General features: G+C 52.9%; 23 protein-coding genes. 12 read left to right on the top strand and 11 right to left on the bottom strand.

Annotated elements, in window-relative coordinates; all coding sequences use genetic code 11:
* The first annotated feature begins 69 nt into the window (after positions 1 to 69).
* A complete protein-coding gene (locus ACYVBJ_RS22045; RefSeq protein WP_460984462.1) occupies positions 70 to 1,353 on the top strand; it encodes an amidohydrolase/deacetylase family metallohydrolase in 1,284 nt (427 codons plus the stop codon).
* A 25-nt stretch (positions 1,354 to 1,378) separates the two neighbouring features.
* Positions 1,379 to 2,293, top strand: a complete 915-nt coding sequence (locus ACYVBJ_RS22050; RefSeq protein ID WP_460984463.1) for an SMP-30/gluconolactonase/LRE family protein — start codon at positions 1,379 to 1,381, stop codon at positions 2,291 to 2,293.
* A 16-nt stretch (positions 2,294 to 2,309) separates the two neighbouring features.
* Here ACYVBJ_RS22050 and ACYVBJ_RS22055 read toward each other — a convergent pair whose 3' ends face one another.
* Both ACYVBJ_RS22055 and ACYVBJ_RS22060 read right to left on the bottom strand, forming a co-directional pair.
* Positions 2,310 to 2,921, bottom strand: a complete 612-nt coding sequence (locus tag ACYVBJ_RS22055) for an RNA polymerase sigma factor (RefSeq protein ID WP_460984464.1) — start codon at positions 2,919 to 2,921, stop codon at positions 2,310 to 2,312.
* A gap of 310 nt (positions 2,922 to 3,231) precedes the next feature.
* Entirely contained in the window at positions 3,232 to 4,155 is a 924-nt protein-coding gene (locus ACYVBJ_RS22060) for an EamA/RhaT family transporter (protein WP_460984465.1), read from the bottom strand.
* Positions 4,156 to 4,253: 98 nt separating this feature from the next.
* Between ACYVBJ_RS22060 and ACYVBJ_RS22065 the strand changes: the two genes are divergently transcribed.
* Positions 4,254 to 4,925: an outer membrane beta-barrel protein gene (locus ACYVBJ_RS22065; protein WP_460984466.1), complete on the top strand. Its 672-nt coding sequence runs from the start codon at positions 4,254 to 4,256 to the stop codon at positions 4,923 to 4,925.
* A 91-nt stretch (positions 4,926 to 5,016) separates the two neighbouring features.
* Positions 5,017 to 6,162, top strand: coding sequence for a serine hydrolase domain-containing protein (locus tag ACYVBJ_RS22070; protein ID WP_460984467.1), 1,146 nt, complete (start codon positions 5,017 to 5,019; stop codon positions 6,160 to 6,162).
* An 11-nt stretch (positions 6,163 to 6,173) separates the two neighbouring features.
* Here the strand turns inward: ACYVBJ_RS22070 and ACYVBJ_RS22075 are convergent, their stop codons facing one another.
* A complete protein-coding gene (locus tag ACYVBJ_RS22075; RefSeq protein ID WP_460984468.1) occupies positions 6,174 to 6,944 on the bottom strand; it encodes an EcsC family protein in 771 nt (256 codons plus the stop codon).
* 93 nt (positions 6,945 to 7,037) lie between these two features.
* Here ACYVBJ_RS22075 and ACYVBJ_RS22080 point away from each other — a divergent pair, with 93 nt between their 5' ends.
* From ACYVBJ_RS22080 to ACYVBJ_RS22090, 3 genes are all read left to right on the top strand, one after another.
* On the top strand, positions 7,038 to 7,769 hold the full coding sequence (locus tag ACYVBJ_RS22080) for a murein L,D-transpeptidase catalytic domain family protein (protein ID WP_460984469.1): 732 nt from the start codon (positions 7,038 to 7,040) through the stop codon (positions 7,767 to 7,769).
* A gap of 229 nt (positions 7,770 to 7,998) precedes the next feature.
* Positions 7,999 to 8,634 (top strand): dioxygenase family protein, encoded by a 636-nt coding sequence (locus ACYVBJ_RS22085; protein WP_460984470.1) that lies wholly within the window; start codon positions 7,999 to 8,001, stop codon positions 8,632 to 8,634.
* A gap of 214 nt (positions 8,635 to 8,848) precedes the next feature.
* Positions 8,849 to 9,406 (top strand): cupin domain-containing protein, encoded by a 558-nt coding sequence (locus ACYVBJ_RS22090; RefSeq protein WP_460984471.1) that lies wholly within the window; start codon positions 8,849 to 8,851, stop codon positions 9,404 to 9,406.
* Positions 9,407 to 9,512: 106 nt separating this feature from the next.
* On the opposite strand, the gene ACYVBJ_RS22095 is transcribed toward ACYVBJ_RS22090, so the two are convergent.
* The 5 genes from ACYVBJ_RS22095 to ACYVBJ_RS22115 form a co-directional block, all read right to left on the bottom strand.
* The gene (locus tag ACYVBJ_RS22095; RefSeq protein WP_460984472.1) at positions 9,513 to 9,932 is read right to left on the bottom strand and encodes a hypothetical protein; all 420 of its coding nucleotides are present in this window, start codon (positions 9,930 to 9,932) and stop codon (positions 9,513 to 9,515) included.
* A gap of 158 nt (positions 9,933 to 10,090) precedes the next feature.
* Positions 10,091 to 11,305, bottom strand: coding sequence for a L,D-transpeptidase family protein (locus ACYVBJ_RS22100; protein ID WP_460984473.1), 1,215 nt, complete (start codon positions 11,303 to 11,305; stop codon positions 10,091 to 10,093).
* Between the two features lie 162 nt (positions 11,306 to 11,467).
* Positions 11,468 to 11,713 (bottom strand): hypothetical protein, encoded by a 246-nt coding sequence (locus tag ACYVBJ_RS22105; RefSeq protein ID WP_460984474.1) that lies wholly within the window; start codon positions 11,711 to 11,713, stop codon positions 11,468 to 11,470.
* Between the two features lie 200 nt (positions 11,714 to 11,913).
* Positions 11,914 to 12,504: a fasciclin domain-containing protein gene (locus ACYVBJ_RS22110; protein WP_460984475.1), complete on the bottom strand. Its 591-nt coding sequence runs from the start codon at positions 12,502 to 12,504 to the stop codon at positions 11,914 to 11,916.
* A gap of 153 nt (positions 12,505 to 12,657) precedes the next feature.
* Complete coding sequence (locus ACYVBJ_RS22115) at positions 12,658 to 14,604, bottom strand: gliding motility-associated C-terminal domain-containing protein (protein ID WP_460984476.1); 1,947 nt, start codon at positions 14,602 to 14,604, stop codon at positions 12,658 to 12,660.
* A gap of 416 nt (positions 14,605 to 15,020) precedes the next feature.
* On the opposite strand from ACYVBJ_RS22115, the gene ACYVBJ_RS22120 reads away from it, so the two are divergent.
* Together ACYVBJ_RS22120 and ACYVBJ_RS22125 are read left to right on the top strand one after the other, a co-directional pair.
* Positions 15,021 to 15,488, top strand: a complete 468-nt coding sequence (locus ACYVBJ_RS22120; protein WP_460985260.1) for an FKBP-type peptidyl-prolyl cis-trans isomerase — start codon at positions 15,021 to 15,023, stop codon at positions 15,486 to 15,488.
* Positions 15,489 to 15,584: 96 nt separating this feature from the next.
* Complete coding sequence (locus ACYVBJ_RS22125; protein WP_460984477.1) at positions 15,585 to 16,535, top strand: L-threonylcarbamoyladenylate synthase; 951 nt, start codon at positions 15,585 to 15,587, stop codon at positions 16,533 to 16,535.
* Between the two features lie 5 nt (positions 16,536 to 16,540).
* Here the strand turns inward: ACYVBJ_RS22125 and ACYVBJ_RS22130 are convergent, their stop codons facing one another.
* The 3 genes from ACYVBJ_RS22130 to ACYVBJ_RS22140 all read right to left on the bottom strand — a co-directional run bounded on the left by ACYVBJ_RS22130 (position 16,541) and on the right by ACYVBJ_RS22140 (position 20,001).
* Entirely contained in the window at positions 16,541 to 17,611 is a 1,071-nt protein-coding gene (locus tag ACYVBJ_RS22130) for a phosphotransferase family protein (protein WP_460984478.1), read from the bottom strand.
* A 107-nt stretch (positions 17,612 to 17,718) separates the two neighbouring features.
* Positions 17,719 to 18,987 carry an acyl-CoA dehydrogenase family protein gene (locus ACYVBJ_RS22135; protein WP_460984479.1) on the bottom strand — a complete coding sequence of 423 codons (1,269 nt, stop codon included), beginning with the start codon at positions 18,985 to 18,987 and terminating at the stop codon, positions 17,719 to 17,721.
* A 111-nt stretch (positions 18,988 to 19,098) separates the two neighbouring features.
* Positions 19,099 to 20,001, bottom strand: coding sequence for a 1-aminocyclopropane-1-carboxylate deaminase/D-cysteine desulfhydrase (locus ACYVBJ_RS22140; RefSeq protein ID WP_460985261.1), 903 nt, complete (start codon positions 19,999 to 20,001; stop codon positions 19,099 to 19,101).
* A 110-nt stretch (positions 20,002 to 20,111) separates the two neighbouring features.
* On the opposite strand from ACYVBJ_RS22140, the gene ACYVBJ_RS22145 reads away from it, so the two are divergent.
* From ACYVBJ_RS22145 to ACYVBJ_RS22155, 3 genes are all read left to right on the top strand, one after another.
* Entirely contained in the window at positions 20,112 to 21,161 is a 1,050-nt protein-coding gene (locus ACYVBJ_RS22145) for an RluA family pseudouridine synthase (RefSeq protein WP_460984480.1), read from the top strand.
* Positions 21,162 to 21,231: 70 nt separating this feature from the next.
* On the top strand, positions 21,232 to 21,684 hold the full coding sequence (locus ACYVBJ_RS22150; RefSeq protein ID WP_460984481.1) for a GNAT family N-acetyltransferase: 453 nt from the start codon (positions 21,232 to 21,234) through the stop codon (positions 21,682 to 21,684).
* Between the two features lie 100 nt (positions 21,685 to 21,784).
* Complete coding sequence (locus tag ACYVBJ_RS22155) at positions 21,785 to 24,010, top strand: transglycosylase domain-containing protein (protein WP_460984482.1); 2,226 nt, start codon at positions 21,785 to 21,787, stop codon at positions 24,008 to 24,010.
* Positions 24,011 to 24,013 lie beyond the last annotated feature (3 nt).

The following is a 24,013-nucleotide window of genomic DNA, read 5'->3' on the forward strand; positions in this document are numbered from 1 at the left end:
AAGCCCATTACGTTTGTGATGGGCTTTTTGGAATTAGTCACGTTGTAGCCAAGTTGAACCCCTCAACCCATGAAGAAACTCTATCTCATCCTGTGTCTAGTTATCGGCTCGTTTGGACAGCCAGCTGTTGCGCAGACGTACAGCGTTGTCATCAAAGGCGGGCACGTCATTGACCCCAAAAACAACATCGATGAAGTCATGGACGTCGCCATTAACGAAGGTAAGATCGTTCAGGTGGCGAAAACCATTGACCCAAAAGGTGCCTTACAGGTCGTCAACGCCAGGGGACTATACGTAACGCCCGGCATCATCGATATGCATACGCACGTATTTTTTGGCACCAATCTGGACCAGACCTACAGCAACGGTCCAAACGCCCTGCCTCCTGACGGCTTTACGTTCCGGAACGGCGTAACGACCATCGTGGATGCGGGATGCTCCGGCTGGCGCGACTTCGAGACGTTCAAGAAGCAAACCATCGACCTGTCGCAGACGCGCGTGCTGGCCCTGCTGAACATAGTCGGCAGTGGGATGCGGGGCGGTCAGTTTGAACAGAACATCCAGGACATGGACGCTCAGAAAACGGCAGACATGGCCAAAAAGTACCCCGAGCAGGTAGTTGGTGTCAAACTCGCGCATTTTAACGGCTACGACTGGACCCCAACCGATCGGGCCGTGGAAGCCGGGAAGCTGGCCAATATGCCCGTCATGATCGATTTTGGCGGCAGCACCCCTACCTTGTCGCTCGAAGACCTTTTTCTGAAACACCTGCGGCCGGGCGATATCTATACGCACTGCTTTGGTCAGCTCAAGACCCGCGAAGCCATTGTGGATGTAGCCAACAACAAGGTAAAACCATTCGTTTGGGAAGCCCAGAAAAAAGGCCTCATCTTCGACGTAGGCTACGGCGGCATCAGCTTTGCCTTTTCGCAGGCCATCCCGGCTATCAAGAGTGGCTTTTTACCGAATACGATCAGCACCGATATTCACACAGGCAGCATGAACAACGCCATGAAAGACATGCTTAACGTCATGTCCAAATTCCTGGCGATGGGTATGAATTTGCAGCAGGTCATCAAAGCCAGTACGTGGAGCCCGGCAAAAGCCATCCGGCGCGAAGAGCTGGGGCATCTGTCGGTGGGTTCAGTGGCCGACATAGCCATCCTGAACCTGCACGAAGGCAAATTTGAGGTACGGGATACGGGCGTTTTTGGCTTCTTCGATTATACCGGCTACAGGATTGAAGGCAAACAGAAATTAGCCTGCGAGATGACCATCCGTAACGGAAAAATAGTGTATGATCTGAACGGAATTGCCAATCCAGTTGTGGTTACGCAGAAACCTCGTTCATAACCCAAAAAACTTCAGCAAGCAGCCGATGCGTTTATCCTTATTTTCGTTGATTGCCTACAGTACGTTAGCGGTGGCGGGTGCCGTAAACTCGACTAACGCCCAGCAAAACCCCGCCCTCAAATCCAGCATCTTGACGCCTGCCAACGGCTTTACGTCGGGCGTTGAAGGCCCTGCGGTTGATAAGTTGGGTACGTTATACGCCGTAAATTTCGCGCGGCAGGGCACAATCGGCCAGGTAACTCCCGATGGTCAGGCCAGCGTATTTGTCGAGTTACCCGCAGGCAGCATTGGCAACGGCATTCGCTTCAATAAGCGGGGCGATATGTTCATTGCCGACTACCCGAAGCACAACATCCTGAAAGTGACGGCTGGCACCAAACAAATCAGTACGTTGGCCCACGAACCGCGTATGAACCAGCCCAACGACATCGCCATCGACAGCAAAGACCGCCTGTACGCCAGCGACCCGAACTGGAAAGAGAACACGGGTAACATCTGGCGGATCGACCCGGACGGTAACGTGACGCTGCTGGAAGCGAATATGGGCACGACGAACGGCATTGAAGTAAGCCCCGACGGCAAGACCCTATACGTGAACGAGTCGGCGCAGCGCAAAGTGTGGGCCTACGATTTGTCGCCTGCGGGTCAGGTGAGCAAAAAACGCCTGCTGATCGAGTTTCCGGATTTCGGCATGGACGGTATGCGCTGCGACGCGAAAGGAAACCTGTATATCGTTCGGTACGGCAAAGGCACCGTCGCCAAAGTGTCGCCTAAGGGAACAGTTGTTCAGGAGATTACCTTGATCGGGCAGAAGCCCACGAACATTGCGTTCGGCGGCAAAGACGGACGTACTGCCTACGTAACGCTCCAGGACCAGGGCAATATTGAAACCTTCCGCGTCGATGAGCCCGGCCAGGAATGGGTAATGCGTCAGAAATAGGGAGAAGCCCGAAAAGTCAGCTGGCCAGCAGAAGCACCAGAATGATCCAGTACGTGAAAAAGGTCATCTGGCTTTTCAGCGCGCACAACGCTTTGTACAACAGATTAGCGACCGATTGCCGATTGATGTCCATCAATTCGGCAATCTGGTCGTTTTCCAGTCCCTTGTAAAACTTAAGAAAAACGGCTTCCTGCTGCCGTTTGGGCAACGTACCGATAGCCTCCCGAATTCGGCGCTGGCTTTCGGAATCCGTTTCGCTTTGTTCGATCTCAGTCTCAATGGTCTGCCAGTCCGACAATTCGCTTACTTCCTGACTATAGACCGAAGAAAATGGCTGTTTACTCCGCCGAAACTCCTGCAGCAACTCGTTACGCAGCGATTTGAATAAGTAGACGGCGATGAATTGAATGGTCGTAACGGCCCGCTTTTCCCAGATGCGAATGAATATGTTCTGGATCGAATCTTTGATAAACTCCCGGTCATTCGTAAAATTCGTTGCATAGGCGAACAGGGAACTGTACTGACTTTCGGCTAACTGGCAAAACGCCACTTTGTCTCCGGCTTGTGCTTTATGCCAGAGCTTTAGCAAATACTCATTCTCGTCGATAATACGTTGTCGCTGATCCAAAACGCCTTACTTCGGTTTACGAGTAAATTAATGACAAAATTTGCAAAAAGGCGAATAAAATAGGGGTAATCATCAGCAAGCCCAAAGATCCATCTAAAGCTCAGACCAATAACATAGATCGCAAGCTGCCTGGCCCGCCAATCGAGACGAACGTACTGGCTGCGCTATTGTCTCGGCAGCAATCGGTGTTCCCCCGACAACTGACCTACTTTGTTTAGCCAGTACGTTTTTGCTAATCTGCGAAGTACTGGGCATACCAACTCCCCATCGCCATTTGGACCAGTATCAGCTTTTGTCAGTAGGTAACGAATCAGATGGTGCGTAGCTCCTGCCACGAGATCAATCCGATAGCCAGAATCGCCAGTACTAAACCGATTTTGTTGGCAGTCGTGAGTTTTTCGTAAAAAAAGATAGCCGCCGTGAGCGCAGCGACCAGAATTACGCCAATGTTGTAGATGGGATACACAAAGGCTCCATTCCCACCGAAGGCTGATAACGCCAGCAGCAAGGTGTAAAAACTAAGGAAGTTGGGAATGCCTAACGTAACAGCTCCGATGAGGCTTCGTGGCTGGATGGTTTCTTTTCCCTGAATGATTCGTACGCCCAACATGAGCAGACCGGCCGCAATAGCGCCGACCACCATTGTCAGCGTAACCTGAACTGTCTGATCCGTTGAGGGAATGTAGTGCAGATTCATGTAATTAATGAGCGTATTCGTTGCCCCATAAAACAGAAACACGGCGACCGGCAGCAGGACGTTAAGGTTGAGTCGATTCCGCTTTTCGGCTACCGGTCCCTGAACTGGCTGGGCTTCCGGCTTTTTATAGGTACTGAGCCCAACGGCGACAACAGCCAGCACCAGCCCCAGGTAGTTCAGCCCATCAAACACTTTCCCGCCTACCTTGAACACGAACAGACTGAAGCAGACCGGTATCACCAGCGACAGATTATTGGCCAGCGACGTAGCGGTAATGCCCATGCGCTGCGTCGACGCCCCCGACAGCAGGAACGTAAGAATGAAGCCAACGCCAAGCCCCAGCGCCAGCCACGTCCAGGTCTGACTGAAGTCAATCGAGAACGACTGACCAGCTGGCAGTAGCAGTAAGCCCGTCAGGAAGCAGACGGGGTAGTTGAACACGATGGCCTGAAACGTATTGACCTCGTAGCGCGGAAAGAGACGAAAGTTCAGCAGCAACAACACCGATAACAAGATACTGAGGCCTAGGAAGAGCATGGCTTGGGGAATCAGCTGGGTAATTTTCGGACGAAGTTAACAGGAGCAATCGGTTGTCCATGTATCTTTAGCAGCGGGTCGAAACCGCTCTCTCCGTGATGAATAAACCGCTGTACGTTCTGCTTTTGCTGATAACGCTCTGTAACGCCTACGCTTTCGGCCAGAAAACGGTGTCGGTTTCGGTAACAGCCGCGCCTGTTTTTGCCAGTACCAGCTACGTCCGCCGTTACTTTTACCCGAATAGCAACGGCCAGGTTGTTGAACCCATTTTCATCAACGGCCGACGCTGGTCGACGGGTTACTCGGCCGGTGTAATGGTGCACTATACTTATGCGCCCGGCTGGTCCGTAGCGTCGGGGGTATGGTATGGGCAGTTGAGTGTTCGCCAGGAGCGCCTGCCGATCATGGGCGAAGGTGCGTCGACGGTGAGCAGCCGCGCGGTTCGGGTGCCGTTATTAATCAATTACCGCTCCTCGACCAAACGGCTTTCTCCGTATTTCAGTCTTGGCGTACTGGTCGACTTTCCCTTTACGTCACGCGTAGTGGTGGCGCGTGCTAATGAACCAACGCAGCGCCTTCGGCTGGATACGGGTAAAGGTCCCGTCTTCCAGCCGCTTCTGAGCGCAGGAGTCGATTATCAGATCAATAGCCGCTATGCGCTTTCGGTACAACCCACCTGGACGTACAACATGGGCCGCTTCGGTGGTTCGGCTACGTACAACCCTTCGTTTGAACTGAGTTTATTAACCCAATTGGTCTATAAGCTCTGATCAATCCCGTAGCACGGCCTTGCAGGCAATATAAGCAGGCAACGTTTGTAGCATACACTGCATCATTTAGGCGTTCTCTTCCCATCCGCTCATGACACTCATCGCTTCATTACGTTCTACGGGATTCACCGCCCTGCTGCTGTGTTTGACCCTCGGTGTACAGGCACAATCTCAACAACCGGATCTGCGCCCGGCCACACTCGATTCGTCAATAATGCGCCTGATGGTCAGTGCTCGTATACCGGGGTTGTCTATTGCCATTATCCAAAACGGGAAAGTGGCTTACAGCCAGGGCTATGGCCTCACCAAATCCGATTCGACGCAGCGCGTAAACTCAGCGACCATTTTTGACGCGGCCTCATTGAGCAAACCCGTATTCACCTATGCCGTTTTGCAGTTGGTAGAGCAGGGGATGCTGGATTTGGATAAATCCTTATACGAGTACCTCCCGTATCCGGACGTGGCCGACGACGAACGCTACAAGCAGATTACCGCCCGACTGGTGTTGAGTCACCGGACCGGCTTTCCTAACTGGCGGAAGAACCGGCGGTCGAAACAGTTGGCGATGATTGCCGCCCCCGGCGAACGATTCGGGTATTCGGGCGAAGGGTTCGTGTATTTACAAAAGGTTGTGGAAAAAATCACGGGCAAGGCCATAAACGACCTTATGACGGAGCGCGTATTTATCCCACTCGGCATGAACCGCAGCAGCTACGTCTGGCAGACCGCCTTTAACGCTAATTTCGCCCTGCCTCATAACGAGGAAGGCGAACCCGACCCAAAAGGTAAATCAGGCGTTGCGAACATGGCGTATTCGCTGCAGACGACCGCGGATGATTACGCCCGGTTTATTCTGGCGATTCTGGACGCGAAGGGCCTGAAAGCAGGCACTGTTAAGCAGATGCTTTCGCACCAGACCCGCCTGCCCAGGCGACTTTCAGGCAGCGATACGTTATCGACAAATCTGTACTGGGGACTAGGCTTTGGGGTAGAAGAAACGCCAGCGGGTGAGTACTTCTGGCACTGGGGCGACAATGGCAACTTCAAATGTTACGTTGCTGCCAGCAGCGATTCGAAGCAGGCGGTGGTTTACTTCACCAACAGCGAGAATGGCCTGAGCATAATTGAGCCGATGTTGCAAAACACGATAGGTGGTCAGCACCCTGCCGTTACGTTTCTGGGCTATAAATCGCACAAAAAGCTGGCGGAGCAAGCGAGCACAATTCCTAAGAAATGAACAGGATAATGCTACAAGTAAGGCAGGTCAGTGCTGCTCTTATCAATGGCTTTGTTCTCGCCCAGCAGCCGCATCCGGTAGGCGTTCATGGCGGTGCGACCCAGTTGATTGAGCAACCTGTAATTGACAACAATACCGACGGCGGCACCAATGCCCGGAATGAGCTGCGCCATTTTGGCCAGATCAATGTAATCGCGGTACTCCTGCTGAAACGTCTGCCAGTCGAACTGGTTAATATCTTCAGGAAGTTGTCGGCTGTGCTCCGGCCAGTTCGCCAAGTGTTGATACACAGCCTGCCGACGCTCCTGACTCGAAAAAGCCAGTTGGAAAATGTACAGAATATACACCCGCTCGCGATAATCGGTCACTTTGTAGCCGTATAACGTAGCGATTTCGAACAGCATCTTCATTTTCAGGGTGAGCAGCAACGGAAAATCGGCAAACGCCAGTAACAACCCGCCAGCCCCCGTCACCCCGCCCTCCGCGGCTCCAGCTTTTTTGTAAAACTCGATCCGATCCGCCACAGCCCCGTCGCGCTGGTTGAGCGTCAGCCCTTCGGCGGGTGCGCCCGTGAAAAATTCGGCTCCAAACAACACCGCCCGCGTCATCTGCTTGATGGCTGCGGTGACTACGTCGTGTACTTTTTGCGGGATCATTCGGTTGATTCGACGCTGCACGGCCGTCGATAATCGCCCTACCCGCGAGGGCGGCTTTTGCATTGCCTGCTGCCAGCGAATGAGTTCGGTGCGCACGGCCTGTTCATACGTAGTGGGGGTGGTCATAGTAAAATGTAGTGCCTTTTGCGAATTAAAACGTCATCAAAACGGTTTTATTCGTAGATTTCCTCATAAAACCCATAACGACCGATTGTGCTTATGAAGAAAGTTCTTTTGCTGCTGGTTACGCTCGCTCTTTTCAACTTTGGCAGCTCAGGTCCTAAAACCATCCGTACCGTTGCCATAACTGCGCCGACCACTCTAAAGGCGGCTGATTCCAGAACGGTTGCTCACCTGGATGTGTACGATCAACTGAATCTGAGCCACACAGGTTTGCAGAAAAGTGTATTTGAGTATGCCTTGCGCGGCTGGCAGAAGATGGGAGCCACCAAACCGGTTCTTTCCATTGTCGACATGAGCCAGCCTTCGACCAAGAAACGGCTCTACGTTGTTGACCTGCAAAATAAGAAACTCTTATTTAATACGTATGTTTCGCACGGACGCAATTCGGGCGATCTGGTGCCGAATCAGTTTTCGAATACGCAGTCATCATTCCAGACCAGCCTGGGATTCTATCAGACCCTAAAAACCTACATGGGTAAACATGGGTTGTCGCTGCAATTGCAGGGAATGGAAAAAGGCTATAACGATAACGCCTACAACCGGAATATTGTCTTACACGGCGCCGATTACGTCTGCGAAGATTTCATTCGCAAAACGGGCCGGTTAGGCCGCAGTCAGGGTTGCCCGGCGGTACCGTATGCGGAATCGAAGGGGATCATTCAGGCCGTGAAAGATGGTACGTGCCTTTTTGTGTATTACCCGAATACCGATTATCTGAAGAATTCAGCCTTTTTAGCGGAAGCCAACACCCCAATCGCTTCGCTTTAATCAAATGATTTGTTGATATGAATACCAAAGGCACCTAAACTAATTGGGTGCTTTTTTTGGGCCGGTTCATCCCTGAAATATTCAAAACACAGTGATCGAACTGGATTCATACCATCGCCATTCATAGCCTGCGTAGCGATCGGCATTACATCAGATAGAGTTTTTTCATTTTAGTGATGAGTATCAGAATTGGTTCTTTTGCTTCATTATCAAGCCCTTCGGATGACTTATGAATCCTTGGTCAATACGCATACTACTGCTCGGCAGCTTGGCTGCTCAAAGCGCCCTTGGTCAGAGCTCACCCGTTGGTGGGCCTTGTGAAGGCTGCGAAGCCATTCATGAAAGTCCGGTACCCTTCGACAAGCTGGAGAGTTTTTTAAGAATGCCCAGCGTTACCTGGACTGGCAAGAAACCGCTGGGCATTAATGGCATTGTTTACAAAGCCGACGGCAAAACACCCGCGCCAGGGGTCGTTCTGTATGTTTATCATACTGATGAAACAGGTCATTATATAGCCAAAGATGGGGCTAGTGGGTGGGGTAAACGACACGGGTCCATTCGAGGGTGGCTGCGAACCAACCCGAAGGGTGAGTACAAATTTGTTACACTTCGGCCTGCCCCCTACCCCAATCTCAGCGAACCGGCTCACATTCACATCACTGTTAAAGAACCGGGATTGCATGAATATTATATCGACGAGTTCGTGTTTGACGATGACCCGCTGCTTACCACCGACAAACGACGTAGACTGGACAATCGCGGTGGCAGTGGTATCCTGAAGCTTACAGACACAGGCAATATGTTTAAAGCCGAGCGGCCTATTTACCTCGGTCGGAATATTCCAAATTACCCCGCCAGGCCTTAGGTTTCAACCGTCTGTAAAGCCAGCCCCGTCGTCATTACCTATGACGGACTGGTGAACGCGAACCGAAAACTAAACGCATCAGCCGTTTTCACAGACCTTGTCGTACATTCACTATGTACAGCCAGGCGGATATCACTCACTACTGTTCTTTTTGCGGGCTCTGATGGCGATTTCGCCCTGGAAAAGCAATTAATTCACCATTAGCTCTGGAACAATGAACAGAAACCGATTTATCACTGCCTTTTCCGCGTTGATAACCGCTCCTTCCTTTTCAGGAGTAAAGAAAGCGTTCCAACGTAGCAAAGGGTTCAGAGTTATGGCGGGCGAAGGCCGAAAGCACGGCCATATTCAGCTTAAAGGCGTTAACGCTAACGTACTGGATGTAAAAATCTCGGGTAGTGACACCGATGGCGATCTGGCCATATTTGAACAAACTTCGCTTTCGGCCGGCAAAGGAACACCGTTGCATATACATCCGTCGCAGGATGAAATCTTTTACGTACTGGATGGAGTTTACCGCTTTCGGGTAGGCGAAGAAATCCATCAGTTAAAAACAGGCGACAGTATCTTTCTTCCCCGCAATGTCCCCCATGCCTGGACACAGGTCGCCGAAAAAGGCAAGATGCTGGTGATCCTGCAACCAGCCGGTAAACTGGAAGACTTCTTTGTTAGCATGGCCGCCCTGACGCATGAGCCTTCTCAGGAAGAAGTTGCCGCCATTTTCGGAGCTAACCAGATGCGGGTGGTTGGTCCCCCTCTAAAAACCGAGTGATATAACCAGCTGCTGCATCCTACGTTACTTTGAAAAAAAGCCCCGCCGGGATATAGGCGGGGCTTTTGGTTCGCAGGTCGGTACGTATCAATCCACGCAGACCCGATTACTGTTTTTCTACAGACACCTGTACGGTATAATCCTCGAGTCTGATTTCCTTTCCCACTTCGGGGTAAGGCAGCACTTCGCTCAGATTCAGCTGGTACGTCTGTCCGTTCACCGTGAACTGCTTCTGAACCGGTTTATCGGGGTAAGCGGGCAAATCAACTTCCACCTGCTGGGTTGCGCCCTGTTCGCTGGCTTCGAACAACACGTTAACCGAACCAGCCGTTATGCACCGGGCGTTGATTGGGCACCGGCTATCGGCCACCTGAGCTACTTTTAAATCCAGGGCCGTACCCGCCAGTCGAACGCTTTTTTGATACGCTACTTTCTGATCCGATGCCGGGTTTGGCGTTACGTTTGCCTGCTTGTCACACGCTGTCAATAATCCCAGCAAAGCCAGACTAAAAAAAACAATTTTCATAAGGTACTATGTGTAATGGTTGCGCCTGAATGACTCCATTACCTAAACAAGCGTTGGAAGAACCCATAGACTTTTTTATCCGTCAATGAGCCTTCAAACTTAAAACGTTGGCACCTAAGCCCTTTAGCATCCCAGAATACTCTATTCAGCCGAGCGGGTTATTGAGCGTCCTTTGTTGTTAAGGCGTACACATCTTTATAAAACCGGAGCTGCCCAGCCGCATCAACATCTGCCCTATTATACGTAATAAAGACCGGAAATGGCTTGGGCATGGCTAAGGTCTGCGGTTTCTGATCGATCAGGCAGCGGTTCATGAAACCGGCGTCGAAGGTTTGCTTACCCAGCACAAAATTGGCCAGTTCAACCGGTTTCTGCACCCGAACGCAGCCATGACTACGCCAGCGGTCGTTGGTGAGGGTAAACAGATCGCGGCCGTTGGTATCGTGCAGATAGATAGCGAGCGGATTTTCCAGATCGAACTTGATCAGCCCAAGTGAGTTTTCGCAACCCGAAGCCTGCCGAATCCGGTACGGGAAATTTGTTTCGGAGAGACTCTCCCAGTCAATTTCTTCCGGATCGACCTCCCGGTTGCGTGCGTCGAGCACCTGTAAGTTCTGATTGTACAGAAAGCCAACATCCTTTTTGATCTTGGGCAGCATCTCCTTTATCGCAATCCCTTTCGGTACGTTCCAGTACGGGTAGGCAACGATGCCTTTGATGAAGGTGGTCATGCAGGGCGTGCGCTTATCGGGTTTTCCTACGATTACCTGCATAGGCAGCAGGCGCTTGCCGCTTCGATCGAATACGTTCAGTTCGCTCGCCGGAATATTCACAACCGCAAACTTATCCGCGTTGAAGCGGTTCACGTACCGGTAAAAATTAAGCGATTGCCGAATCAGCCGCAGTGAATCTGTTAACGCAGGGCTTGAGGCTCCGCGCGACCGCAACCGATTATAATGCCCAACCAGCTGACTGTAGGGCGCGAAGTTAGCGAACTCAGCCACTATGGCTGGCGAGAAAGTGGTATCGGCCTGCTGCGCCCAGGCCGAATCGACCTGCTCTTTCAGACCGGTGAACTGCATCCCCGAAGGCTGCTTGCCGTATCGAACCTCCATCAACAGGCGGGTTACCTTATCGTTGATTTCGGCTTTAGACATACCTGCACTAAGCGCAAAGCGGCTGGTATCAATACCGACTGAGTCGGCATATTGGCATACCTGATGGAGGCTTTGTTTAGCTTTACTCAGGCTTTGCTCCGCCTGTTCGTGCTGCTGTTTCGAATTACGCCAGGAAATAACTTCCCGTCCGGCAAAATACAGCAGTACAAGGCCTGCGACTATGGCAAGGCTAATTCCTAGTTTCCGTTTATCCATGTTCATTCGTTGAGTAATCTCTTCTTATAACCGATAAAGGCCCATATTGGTTGTTTTTTGGACATTTTGCGGCAAATCAGGTCTCCAAAACCGCCCGAAAACACAAAGCCCGATCAACTAAACGGGTCGATCGGGCTTCGCAGAAATGGCAGGACAGGACGGTTAGCTATACGGTGGCTTACCAATATCAACCTTACCATCCCGATTTCGGTTTGGGTGCGTTGTTGCTACGTCATCGTCTTCACCATCCTCAGCGGGATCGGTTGGTAGTCCGTCAATCGGTGAGTCTTCGGGGCGGTCGTTGCCGGGCAACCTCGTTGCCTTATCCGATCGATCGCCTAAACCAGCGGGCGAAACAGCCTGCTTAGCCCGCAGAATGTCTTCTTGATCCGGGTCCTGATTTTCCATAACGCTAGTCGTTTATACGATAAAACTTACCTTCTCTAACCGGCCTTGCACCAGATTGTTTGCCCCATTACGTAACAGGCCGTTTTACTCTACAGCCTTCTTTTAGTTCAGGCTGGCGCAGCCGCTCAGACGCACAACGGCCAACTACCGCGTGTTCAGGGTAGTTGGCCGTTGTTCACTCAATTATGTATTCGGAAAGATTACCTGGTGCTGGTGGCGGGCATGAGCACCGTATCAATGGAGTGAACAATTCCATTGGTGGCTTCGACGTCGGCATAATTGACGGTAGCCGTGTTTCCGGCCCCATCGGTAATGGTAACCGCATCACCCTGCTTACCAACCGTCAATACGCCACCCGTTACCGTTTTCAGTTTCTGCCCATCCTGCAACTGAGCGGCCGTAAGCTTGCCCTTTACGACATGATAAGCCAGTAATTTCACCAGTTTAGTTTTCGCAGCAGGCTTTAGCAGCTCATCGACGGTACCAGCCGGTAACTTATCGAACGCTTCGTTGGTGGGCGCAAAAATGGTGTACGGACCTTTGCCGGCGGCTTGTTCGGTTAAGCCCGATACCCGCAGCGCCCGGAATAACGTCGTGTGGTTGGCCGATTTGGCCGCGCTAATGGCTAAATCCCGCCCTGTTGACCCACCGGACTTCATCGCACCTTCCGACATAGATGTGGTCGATGCGGTAGCTGGCTGAGCGGCTGTGTTCTGGTCCTGAGCGTGAACGGCGGCCTTCGCGCCCAGTAGCAAAGTAAGCGCTAAGGCCCATCCGAAACCTGATTTCATTGTCATTTGGGTATAGTTGGTAAGTGAAACATCCGGCTCATCCCTGTCCGACAAGCCCGGAGCGACCTGCTCCGATTTGTTGAGTAAACGGTAGGTACAGGTAAAAAATGCCTGACAGCCGGAAAATCTGAGCCAAAGGTCCGGATTGGGGAGCTAGCGGACTATGGTAAGCTGACCACGATACGTATTCGCCTTGGTTCCTGCCCCAGTACGTATCTGATAGGTATACACACCCGCGCGCACCAACTCCTGCTGGTGGGTACCATCCCAGGGTTGCTGGTACCCCCGGGAATAAAAAACCAATTCGCCCCAGCGATTATAGATGGTTACCTCGCACTGCGGAAACGAGCTGATGTTTTGAATAACCCATGAATCATTCATCCCGTCTGCATTGGGCGAAAACGCCGATGGGATGTAAATCGACTCGATCACTTCGACCAGCACCGCGAACGTAGCGGCACAACCACTCTCGCTCACCGCCGTCAGCTGATACGGTGTTGTTTCGGCTGGACTGGCTAACGGGCTGGCTATATCCGTTCGGCTGAGCGCAGTTGGGGGGGTCCACTGGTAGCGGCTGATGGGGTCACTGGCCTGAGTCTGTAGCCGAACGGTATCTCCCCTCGCAATCAGGTAAGCTGTCCTTCCCGATAGGGTGGGCCGCGGGTTTAGGGTAATTGTCAGGCTGTCGGCTCCCTCGCAGGCCGCATCGGACGCTCGGGCGACAACCTTATATTGTCCGGATTGATTAATACGTAACGTAGGCTGCTGTTGGCCCGGTAGCTCTCGCCCATCGCGACGCCACTGGTACTGATAGCCCGGCTGCCCGTTGGCCTGTAAGGTAACCGTATCGCCTACGCAGTAGGGTGCTTTTCCCAGTGCAGATAGGCTCACGGAGGCCGGTTTTGCCAACGTAACGCGCAGGGCCTGCGAGACGGTATCATTCCCGCAGGTTTTGGCCTGGCTTCTCACCACGGTATACACGCCCGTCTCACGCACTTGTAGAGTGCTGGTTGTGTCGCCCCGCAGATTTTGGCCATCTCGCTGCCACTGGTAAGCCCATTGCGGGGTTTTCTCGACGGTTAAAACGAGCGGCTGTGCAGAACACCAGCTAATGTCCTGCGCGGGTTTGTTGTTCACCATGATCACGGCCGGCGGGGGGGTATTTTTCGAACAGTCGATAACGGGTAGCTGAAAATCCCGCCGAATGACGCCAATCCGCTGCCCGTTCCTGAACTCTTCGCACTGGACGGTGAACAAAAACAGGCCTTCCTGCGTAGCCCGAACGCTTAACTGCCCCGTTGTCGGGTTGATGCTCAGGGGCGGATTACCAGGAATAATATTCTGAAGACTAATGCCGGGTGCCCAGGCGATGGTTGGATAACTGGCTTTTGGCGAGTCGTTCAGGCTTTCGGTTGTCTGGCGTGTTGTGTACCCATTCAGTGGGGTAACGAGCGAATAGCGCAACTCATCGCCATCGGCGTCGGTCGCGCCAGTGTTAAACGTAAATGGTCGGTTGAGGCAGATATAATCGCCGTTGGGTATACCAAAATTAGGTGATGAATTTATGAACGGCGTATTGCTCTGGCGCATGGGGGGAAACTCCATGTAGAATACCATGCCTAACCCGTTCTGAGTGGAGCTTATCGTATTCGTCAGGACGTCATTGCGGCAGCATCGCTCCCAAACCATGTAGTACCCACCCGGATCAGTGTATTTATTCACATCAAACTGGTAGGTTTTATAATACCGGGCTTCCAGGAAACTCAGCTTTTGAAGTCTGGCGCAGGCTTCGTTATCAAACACAAGCGGCAGCACTTCCTGCAGGTCCAGAGTCAGGCTTTCAATTAGTACCGGATTCTGCTTCCGATAGATTAACAGACGTACTGATCTATCCTGGTTTCCACTCGTGGAATTCGCCTGATCCCAATATTGGTTCAACTGAACCCGAAACAAACCGGGAGTGCCCCCTATGGCCCGCATGGTTACATCACCGCCGATAATGTGCGTTGCGCTAACCCGAAAGGGAACGATTATGATCAGGAAGTATAAGATCCAGACCCACCTGGTACGGAGGATACGATACGCGTTAACCACCTGCATAAACTCAGAGCTGCAAAATGCAGAACAATATAACTGGTTTACAGCTCAATCAGGCGCGGGTACGTATTAAATTTTACCAACTGGCTTCTGAATACTAACCGCCGGTGGTATCCGGTGCAGAACTATTTGGAAAGTACGCCTTTGGCTATGAGGTATGGAATCAAGATCCACAAAAGTCCTTTTATCAGAAAGAAGAAGAAGCCAAGCCAGCCAACACGCCTAATCCATTTTTTAAAGCGCTCATTCATACGGTAAATATAGTAAATTCCGCTGCCCTCGCCCATCGTTACGTGCCGCCTGGTGATTTTAGGAATAAGCCAGGCTAAAAAAATTAAAAAATAAGCACGGGTCCTAAGCCGATTTACCTGTTCATTTGTTGTCTTAAAATAACCAAAGCAGTGCACCAAGAATCAGTCATGAACATCACTAAACACAAAGTAGCGGCCATCCACTATACCCTGCGCGACAGCAATGGCAACGTGCTGGATTCAAGTCAGGGCCGCGATCCGCTCTATTACCTGCACGGAGAAAATAACCTGATTCCTGGCATGGAGGAAGGACTGGAAGGGCGCGCTAAAGGCGATAAAGTTCAGCTGGACGTAACGCCCGAAAAAGGCTACGGCCGACGCGACCCGCAACTGGTTGAAGAAGTGCCCCGTGGGGCATTCGGCGGTCAGAATATTGAAGTTGGTATGCAGTTTCAGGCCAACGACGGGCAAGTGATTACCGTGACCAACGTCGGTCCCGAAACGGTAACGGTAGATGCCAACCACCCGCTCGCCGACCAGAATTTACATTTCGATGTCGAAGTGATGGAGGTTCGCGACGCGACGCCTGACGAACTGGCGCATGGTCACGTACACGGGCCTGGCGGACATCATTAAGCCGGTCCTGGTTTATGACAATATAGAAAGCCTGCGTAGCTACGCAGGCTTTTTTACTGACCTATCCGTTTCTCCGTATCTTTGCGGCACATAATTATGGCACAGATTGGTCAGGACAGACAGGCAGCAAAGGCGCTCCTGGAGCAGGGAAACGTGGTTGGCATACCGACAGAAACCGTATACGGCTTAGCCGCGAATGCACTCGATGCTGACGCCGTTCTTACAATTTTTCGCGTCAAGAACCGCCCCTCCTTCGATCCGCTTATTGTTCATACCGATTCGATTGACAAGATTTCTCAGTTTGTTACCGACATTCCGGAAGCCGCCCGCCAACTTGCCGAAACGTTCTGGCCAGGTCCGCTAACCCTTCTGCTGCCCAAACAGCCGCTCATTCCGGATCTGGTTACGTCAGGGCTGCCGAACGTAGCGGTACGAATCCCCGATCATCCCCTAACGCTTGATCTGCTCTCTTCCCTGGATTTTCCGCTGGCCGCACCCAGTGCAAATCCGTTCGGCTACATCAGCCCGACAACAGCTCAGCACGTAGCCGATCAGCTCGGCGAGCAGGTGCCGTACATTCTGGATGGTGGCCCGTCGGCGGTTGGTCTGGAGTCGACGATCGTCGGCTTTGAAGACGGTCAGCCAACCGTATATCGCCTGGGTGGTATGGCTTTAGATCAGATCGAAGCCCTTATCGGGCCAGTCACGGTACGCAGCCATTCCACGTCGAACCCCAAAGCACCGGGTATGCTCAGCAGCCATTATGCCCCCCGCAAGCCCCTGATCTTATTGCCAACGGGCGAAAGCGCCCCTGTTGGCGAGCGCATCGGTGCCCTGGCATTCCGCGAACCGTTCGGCGGCATTTCGATGACGAATCAACGCGTGCTCTCCCCCACCGGCGATCTGAACGAGGCCGCTAAAAGCCTCTTCGCAGCCCTGCGATTCCTCGACGGACTGGATGTGGATGTTATTTACGCAGAAACGCTACCCAACCAGGGGCTTGGCTGGGCCATGAACGACCGGCTACGACGGGCCAGTATGCGCTAGATTGACTACACCTTACCCGTTTCAATTGAGGCCACCGCTTTATTGGCCAATTCGACAATCATGGGCAGGAGATGACCGAATCGACTGTCCTGGCTATGGCCCTGCTTCCAGCGCGCGTAAATCTGCTGGGCAATCACCGCATTTTTGTACAAGCCAAACACATAGTAAAACAGGATATTCGAGACGTTACGGCCGCTTTTATCGGCGTATCGGGTCACCACCTCCTGCCGGGTCAGATTGCCGGGTAGCCAGGTCAGGTTAAAGTTCTTATACGCCGGGCTGTCGGTAGCTTCTGACCAGTACGCCAGCGCGGCACCCAAATCCATCAGTGGATCGCCAACGGTAGCCATTTCCCAGTCGAGTACGCCAGTAATTACGGGCGTTGGCATTCCGTTAGCATCTGCGGCCAGCACGACATTATCGTATTTGTAATCGTTGTGTAAAAAGGCCGGAGGCTGGGGCTGTGGGTAGTTGGCGGGTAACCAATCGCCTACCACATTCATAGCCGGAATCGAATCCGTTTCAGCCGTGCGATACCGCTTGATCCACCCGTCAACCTGCCGCTGTACGTAGCCCTCGGGTTTACCCAGTTGAATCAGCCCGGTCGATTGACTATCGAGGGCATGAATGGCAACCAGATTATCGACAAGAGCCTCAGACAACTGCCGCATCAGCGTAGGCGAAAGGGTTAATTTTGGGGCCATCGACGCCCGGAGAATCACCCCTGACACGCGTTCCATTACGTAAAACGGCGCACCCAGCACATCGGGATTTTCGCAGTATATAATCGGTGCCGGAATCTGGTCGTAATGCCCCTGGAGCAGTGACAGTACCCGAAACTCACGCCCCATATCGTGCCCACCTTTTATGTTCGCGCCAAACGGCGGCCGGCGCAGTACATACTCGTTACCAGCGGTTTTGAGCAGGTAGGTCAGGTTAGAAAATCCGCCCGGAAACTGCTGTATATCCAGCACCTCACCTACAGCGGGGACATGTTCAAGCAAATACGGATTGAGCGTAATTAAATCAAGTTCTTCGCCCGCTCGAATCGGGCGCGGAGAGTCAGGAGACATCATACACAGAGGGTATTCTTCGGCAAACCAGATGCTGTTAACCCGGTGGATGGGGCTTCCCTATCGACTAAATCCAGTTTACCTATCAACTCTTTATCACACACGCTCAATCACATAACACGCTGCCCGGCCGCCATCATTCGGCGCAGCTCCTGTAATTGACGGGCTTTTTTCTTTATGTCCAGTCCGTAGGTTTTCAGGATGCTGGCTGCCAGGTTCTGCTTGTGGACCTCGTCGGCACCATCCCAGATTCGGGCTCCGCGCTCGTGGCGGTACATGGCCGACAGAATGGTATCGTCCGTGACGCCCAGCGCCCCGTGGACCTGAATGGCCCGGTCCAGCACCCGCAGAAAGGCGTTTGCTACAGAGAACTTGATCGCCGACACCGCATCACGCACGTTAGCTACGCCGACCGTATCAATCTGGTGGGCCGTGTTCAGTACGTACAGGCGGCTGGCATCAATTTCAGCCCGGCTTTCGGCGATGAAATCCTGAATAAACTGCTTTTCGCCCAGCATTACCTCATCTTCGATCTCGCGCGTAGCCGCTCGCTGACACATCAGATCCAGTGCGCGTTCGGCGTTGCCAACCCAGCGCATGCAGTGGTGAATCCGGCCCGGACCCAGCCGCTCCTGCGCCAGCCGGAAGCCCATGCCTTCGCCCCCGATTACGTTGGTGACCGGTACGCGGCAATCGGTGTACGTAACCTCAGCGTGACTGAACCAGCCCTCGCCGACTTCGCCGAAGATGGGAATATTCCGCTCGATGTTAAAGCCGGGCGTATCAGTCGGCACGACGATCATGCTGGCCCGCTGGTGCAAAGCCGCATCCGGATTCGTCACAACCATGGCAATGGCAAACGCAGCCCCGTCGGCCGACGATGTAAACCATTTGCGGCCGTTGATTACGTACTCATCCCCGACGCGCACGGCCTTCGTTGCCATACGCGTGGGGTTAGAACCCGCAAATTCAGGCTCCGTCATGGAAAAACACGAGCGGATCTCGCCCGCCATCAGCGGTTTAAGGTAACGCGCCTTGAGTTCGTCGGATGCGAACCGATGGAGCAGTTCGGTATTGCCAATATCAGGTGCCTGGCAGCCAAACACGTAGTGACCAAAAAACGGCGAATACGCCAATACTTCGCTGATCTGCCCAAATTCGGTCAGGGTAAGCCCATGACCACCGTCTTCTTTAGCCAGGTGCAATCCCCATAAGCCCGTTTCCTTTACTTTATCCCGCTTCTCATCCAGCAGGGGAATCAGTTCACCAAGTTTATGGTGGGAAAAACCTGATTCAAGCGGAATTAATTCGGTGTCAACAAACTCCCGAACGCGGGCAATCAACGGTCGTACGCGTTCAGTGGTAAATATGGTTTCCATGTTGTAATGCCAATCTATAGCCGTAACAGCCAGATTTGACCCGGCCGATTTAAGGCGTAATTCAAGTCCAAGGTAAGGCTTTTTTGATTAGCAGAGCCAGCCTTCAGAGCGTTAATCCAGCTCGCTGCTTCGGCCCTGTAAACCGCCCGTGTGCACAGCAACAACGCTAGCCCCGTCGGGAAAGAAGCCCTGACGTGCGAGGTCATAAATACCGTACAACATCTTACCGGTATAGACCTGTTCAATACGTATCCCGCTTTTTTGCTCAAATAGGCGGATAAACGCCAGTAAATCGGGGGTTGTTTTAGCGTATCCGCCAAATGCATAGTCAGGCACCAGTTGAACGTTCGGAGCCGGTTTTGGTAACTGAAAATCAGAAGCTTTCAGGGCTAAAAATCCCAGTACAGTTGTTGTTACCGGAGCCGTTTGGGCTAATCCAAGAACGGTTCCGCCGGTGCCAACCGCACAGCAGACGTAATCAGGTAAAGCCTCGAGCCGGCTCACAATTTCGGGCATGATTTCGGCCGTTCCCTGAATAGCCAGCGTATTGGTTCCGCCTTCGGGCAGGACGTAACAAGGTCCAAACCGGTGTTCCTGTTCCATCAGAAACGCCTGCTCGTCTTTCCGCTTATAATCCGTTCGGCTGACGAAAACGAGCTGCATTCCGCACGCTTCACAGAAGGCTAACGTAGCGTTGCGGGGTGCATGGGCCAATTCATCGCCCCGCACGACGCCAATCGTTCGAAAGCCAAAGGCCTGACCAGCCGCAGCTGTGGCGTACAAATGTGTTGAATAAGCCCCGCCAAAGGTCAGCAACGTAGTACGGTCCTCTGCGTTGGCCGCCAGCAGATTGTACTTCAGTTTGCGCCATTTGTTTCCCGAGATCTGCGGATGAAGCAGATCGTCCCGTTTCAGAAACAGGCGAATAGGCACCGGCTCCGGAAATGGCTCATCGAGATACTGGAGGGGCGATTCGGCGTCGGAGCGGGTAAGTAGCCGGTTTATTTCGGTCATCTGCGTATCTTCGTGGCTTGGCATCAGGCAAAAATAGCCAGCGATACGTAACCGGAGTCAACCCTTGCGGGTTCATCCGACGACCGGCTTGCCCAAACACGATAACGATAGTGACGGACGAACACGAAGTTAGCTCCGAAGAGGACGACGAATTATATGAGCACCACCGCATTGTGGTGGATAAAGGACAGAGCCTGTTGCGGATCGACCGGTTTCTGATGGATCGGTTGCAGAACGCGACGCGTACTAAAATTCAGGCCGCTATTGATGTTGACTCCGTGCGGGTGAACGGGAAGATTACGAAAGCCAGCTACAAAATCAAGCCGTCGGATGTCATTACGGTCTCGTTGCCGCACCCACCCCGCGACACCGACATCAAACCCGAAAACATACCGCTGACCATTGTTTTCGAAGACGACGAGCTGCTGGTGCTCAATAAACCCGCCGGTATGGTCGTCCACCCCGCTCATGGCAACTGGGACGGTACGTTAGTAAACGCTCTGGTGTATCATTTTCAGAATCTACCGACCTCCCGTAACGGCGAAATTCGGCCGGGGCTGGTACACCGAATCGACAAGGACACCTCAGGCCTGATGGTGATCGCCAAAACGGAGTATGCCATGACTCACCTGGCCCGGCAGTTCTTCGAGCATAGTATCGAGCGCACCTACAACGCCCTGGTTTGGGGCGTACCGAATCCGGTCGATGGCACCATTACCGGCTACATTGGACGCTCGGTGAGAGACCGCAAAGTGCAGACGATCTACGACGATGAAACCAAAGGCAAGTGGGCCGTTACGCACTATAAAACCTTGGAAAACCTCCGCTACGTAGCGCTCGTTCAGTGCAATCTGGAAACCGGCCGAACGCATCAGATTCGCGCGCACCTCAAGCACATTGGCCACCCGTTGTTCAATGACGTCATGTACGGCGGAGACCGCGTGCTGCGCGGCAATCCCGTGGGGAGTTACAAGGCCTTCGTCGAAAATGCGTTTAAGCTGATACCACGTCAGGCTCTGCACGCGAAGTCACTGGGGTTCATGCATCCGCGCACGCGTCAGTGGCTTCAGTTCGATTCGGCCCTGCCCGACGACCTTCAGGCAGTAGTGGATAAGTGGCGCAAATTCAGTGGACCGCTGTCCGATAATCTTGAACCGTAAACTAGTTGGCTTGCCCATTATATAGTTGCCTTTACCCAATTTTGCGTTCCTGCTAACCATTCCTCCTACTATGATTTCCATCCGCCCCGGCACCCGAGCCGATATTCCGCAGGCCTTTGGCTTAGTTGCCGAACTGGCTGTTTACGAAAAAGCGGCTGATCAGGTCTCCAACACCGCCGAACAAATGGCCGAAGATGGATTTGGACCTAATCCGTTGTTTGGTATGCTCGTCGCCGAAGACTCCGACAGCCAGAAGATTGTCGGGCTGTCGCTGTATTATTTTCGGTATTCGACCTGGAAAGGGAAACGGCTGTACCTGGAAGATATAATTGTGACGGAAGATTTCCGGGGCTATGGCATCGGCAAGTTGCTACTGGATGCAACCATCGATGTGGCCCGGGAAACCAAATGTACGGGCATGATGTGGCAGGTTCTGGACTGGAATCAGCCCGCCATCGGCTTTTATCAACAGTTCGGCACTCGCTTCGACGATGGCTGGACCAATTGCCACCTGGACTTTTAGCAGCATAAGAACACGCCGGGGTTACCGCAAAACCCGCTGTCTGCGGCCGGGCCCCTATTCTCAAAAACTCTATCTTTGCGCTTCCGAATTAAAATTCAGCATGACGTATCGTCAACGTAAAGCTCTCCGCATTGTCGGCTGGGTATCGTTAAGTCTTTTTTTACTAGCCCTGGTTGGGGCGGGGATTGCGTATTCGAAGCGCGAGAGCCTGCTGCAAACGGCCCTGGAGCGCGCCATTCGTAAAGCCAAACGCGACTATGATCTGAATGTGCGTATTGGCTCCGCAAAATTCACTGGCTTTAATGCGCTGGCCTTTTCAGACATATCCGTTGTTCCCCAGGATCGCGATAGTCTGGCCCGTATTCAGCAGGCCGAAGTCAGCGTCCGGTTCTGGCCGCTGCTGATGGGAAAAGTAGCCCTCCAGGGACTGACGCTCGACAATGGGCTGATTCAGGTGGTGAAGCGCGACTCATTGACGAATATCGATTTTCTGCTGCGCCGGAAGCGACGGGATTCGACCGCAACGACGACCAAACGGCGAACAGATTTGGCGGATGTAGCTGAAAACCTGATCGATAACCTGCTATCCAAAATTCCTGACGACCTGAACGTCCGCAATCTGGAATTCCGGGCCATGGACAATAACGACACCATAAGTCTGCTGACCCAGACGGCCTTCATTAAAGACGAGAACGTAACGTCGACACTGAAACTCAACCAGAATCAGGCCACCTGGCACGTAACGGGTACCGCTGACCCCGGCGACCGCGAATACAATCTAGCCTTATACGCCGACGGAAAACCGTTGGAACTGCTTTACATCCAGAAAAAGTATAACCTCAAGCTACAGGCCGATACGTTGCGGGCCGAGTTGCACGACGTTGACCGGAGGGGCGGTGAGTTTCGACTTGAGGGAGCCGGATCGGTGCGGAATCTGCGCCTTAATCATCCGGCCATTGCCCGCACTGACGTTCTGGTGGAACAGGCCGCGATGGATGCCAATGTGTTTGTGGGCGAGAACTACGTTGGCGTCGACAGTTCCTCAACATTACGCCTGGGCGAGGTGAGCGCCCGTCCGTTTGTGAAATACACGCTATCGCCGAGTAAGACCTACGAGGTTCAGTTACATACCGATCCACTTGACGCTCAGGCTTTGTTCAACTCGTTTCCACAGGGCCTGTTTGAATCGCTGGAAGGGATGCAGGTAGCCGGCAAACTGAAGTACGATCTGGCTTTTCAGCTCGATACGGCCCTACCCGACTCGGTGAAGTTTAACTCCGGACTGACCTCCGACGGGTTCCGCATCCTGAAAATGGGACGGACCGATTTCGGGTCGATCAACAAGCCTTTCGTGTATACACCGTACGAAAAAGGAAAGCCTGTCCGTCAAATTATTGTCGGTCCCGAGAATCCGGATTATACGCCCATCAACCAGATTGCGCCGGATTTACGGAATGCGTTGCTGACGTCGGAAGATTATAACTTCTTCACCCACAAAGGTTTCAACGAAAAAGCCTTTCGGGTATCCATCGCGACAAACTTCAAGGAAAAGTCATTCAAGCGCGGAGCTAGTACTGTTTCCATGCAGTTGGTGAAGAACGCCTTCTTAAACCGGAACAAAACGCTCTCCCGCAAAATTGAAGAGATCCTGATCGTCTGGCTGATCGAGAATCAGCACATCGTCCCGAAAGAGCGGATGTATGAAGTGTATCTGAACATCATCGAATGGGGACGTAATGTTTACGGTATTGGCGAGGCTTCGCGCTATTATTTTGGCAAAAGTCCGGCTTACCTTACCCTTGGCGAAAGCATTTTTCTGGCCTTTGTTGTTCCGCGTCCGAAAGCCGCCCTCGACTGGTTTCTGCCCGATGGCTCCCTGCAGGTACGTAACGTTCGGGGTTATTTTCGGCTTATTGGCGGCATTATGGCCCGGCGTGGCCTGACTACGCCCGATTCTGGAGCGTACGGTTTCTACAGCGTCCGGCTTCGCGAAGGGCTCCGTCGGCAGGTAGCCCCGGTCGATTCGCTTTTCCAGACCGACAGTCTGCTAACAGACCCGATCAATGGCGACGCTGAAGAAACGGATGAAGCCGCTGGCATCAGCAATTTCTTCCGGCGCTTGTTTAAAGGCAATCGGGACAACAGCCGGACGGAGGATCAACCGGCGGTTCAGCCCGACCGTCGGACCGTTGATCCGACAACCGGCGAAATCGCTCCGGCCGATACCGTAAAAACGCGTCGGCAGTTGCGTCAGGAGCGACGTGAGCGCAAACGGCGCGAACGGGAAGAAGAACGCCTGCGGGAGACAAACGGCACCGGTGGTTAAATC

This window comes from Spirosoma fluminis, from assembly GCF_054778895.1.

Coding starts and splice junctions, on each gene's coding strand:
- ACYVBJ_RS22120 (WP_460985260.1), top strand. CDS start 15,021: ATGAACATCACTAAACACAAAGTAGCGGCCATCCACTATACCCTGCGC.
- ACYVBJ_RS22050 (WP_460984463.1), top strand. CDS start 1,379: ATGCGTTTATCCTTATTTTCGTTGATTGCCTACAGTACGTTAGCGGTG.
- ACYVBJ_RS22080 (WP_460984469.1), top strand. CDS start 7,038: ATGAAGAAAGTTCTTTTGCTGCTGGTTACGCTCGCTCTTTTCAACTTT.
- ACYVBJ_RS22155 (WP_460984482.1), top strand. CDS start 21,785: ATGACGTATCGTCAACGTAAAGCTCTCCGCATTGTCGGCTGGGTATCG.
- ACYVBJ_RS22075 (WP_460984468.1), bottom strand. CDS start 6,944: ATGACCACCCCCACTACGTATGAACAGGCCGTGCGCACCGAACTCATT.
- ACYVBJ_RS22065 (WP_460984466.1), top strand. CDS start 4,254: ATGAATAAACCGCTGTACGTTCTGCTTTTGCTGATAACGCTCTGTAAC.
- ACYVBJ_RS22135 (WP_460984479.1), bottom strand. CDS start 18,987: ATGGAAACCATATTTACCACTGAACGCGTACGACCGTTGATTGCCCGC.
- ACYVBJ_RS22100 (WP_460984473.1), bottom strand. CDS start 11,305: ATGGATAAACGGAAACTAGGAATTAGCCTTGCCATAGTCGCAGGCCTT.
- ACYVBJ_RS22085 (WP_460984470.1), top strand. CDS start 7,999: ATGAATCCTTGGTCAATACGCATACTACTGCTCGGCAGCTTGGCTGCT.
- ACYVBJ_RS22130 (WP_460984478.1), bottom strand. CDS start 17,611: ATGATGTCTCCTGACTCTCCGCGCCCGATTCGAGCGGGCGAAGAACTT.
- ACYVBJ_RS22090 (WP_460984471.1), top strand. CDS start 8,849: ATGAACAGAAACCGATTTATCACTGCCTTTTCCGCGTTGATAACCGCT.
- ACYVBJ_RS22140 (WP_460985261.1), bottom strand. CDS start 20,001: ATGACCGAAATAAACCGGCTACTTACCCGCTCCGACGCCGAATCGCCC.
- ACYVBJ_RS22070 (WP_460984467.1), top strand. CDS start 5,017: ATGACACTCATCGCTTCATTACGTTCTACGGGATTCACCGCCCTGCTG.
- ACYVBJ_RS22110 (WP_460984475.1), bottom strand. CDS start 12,504: ATGAAATCAGGTTTCGGATGGGCCTTAGCGCTTACTTTGCTACTGGGC.
- ACYVBJ_RS22150 (WP_460984481.1), top strand. CDS start 21,232: ATGATTTCCATCCGCCCCGGCACCCGAGCCGATATTCCGCAGGCCTTT.
- ACYVBJ_RS22115 (WP_460984476.1), bottom strand. CDS start 14,604: ATGCAGGTGGTTAACGCGTATCGTATCCTCCGTACCAGGTGGGTCTGG.
- ACYVBJ_RS22060 (WP_460984465.1), bottom strand. CDS start 4,155: ATGCTCTTCCTAGGCCTCAGTATCTTGTTATCGGTGTTGTTGCTGCTG.
- ACYVBJ_RS22125 (WP_460984477.1), top strand. CDS start 15,585: ATGGCACAGATTGGTCAGGACAGACAGGCAGCAAAGGCGCTCCTGGAG.
- ACYVBJ_RS22045 (WP_460984462.1), top strand. CDS start 70: ATGAAGAAACTCTATCTCATCCTGTGTCTAGTTATCGGCTCGTTTGGA.
- ACYVBJ_RS22105 (WP_460984474.1), bottom strand. CDS start 11,713: ATGGAAAATCAGGACCCGGATCAAGAAGACATTCTGCGGGCTAAGCAG.
- ACYVBJ_RS22095 (WP_460984472.1), bottom strand. CDS start 9,932: ATGAAAATTGTTTTTTTTAGTCTGGCTTTGCTGGGATTATTGACAGCG.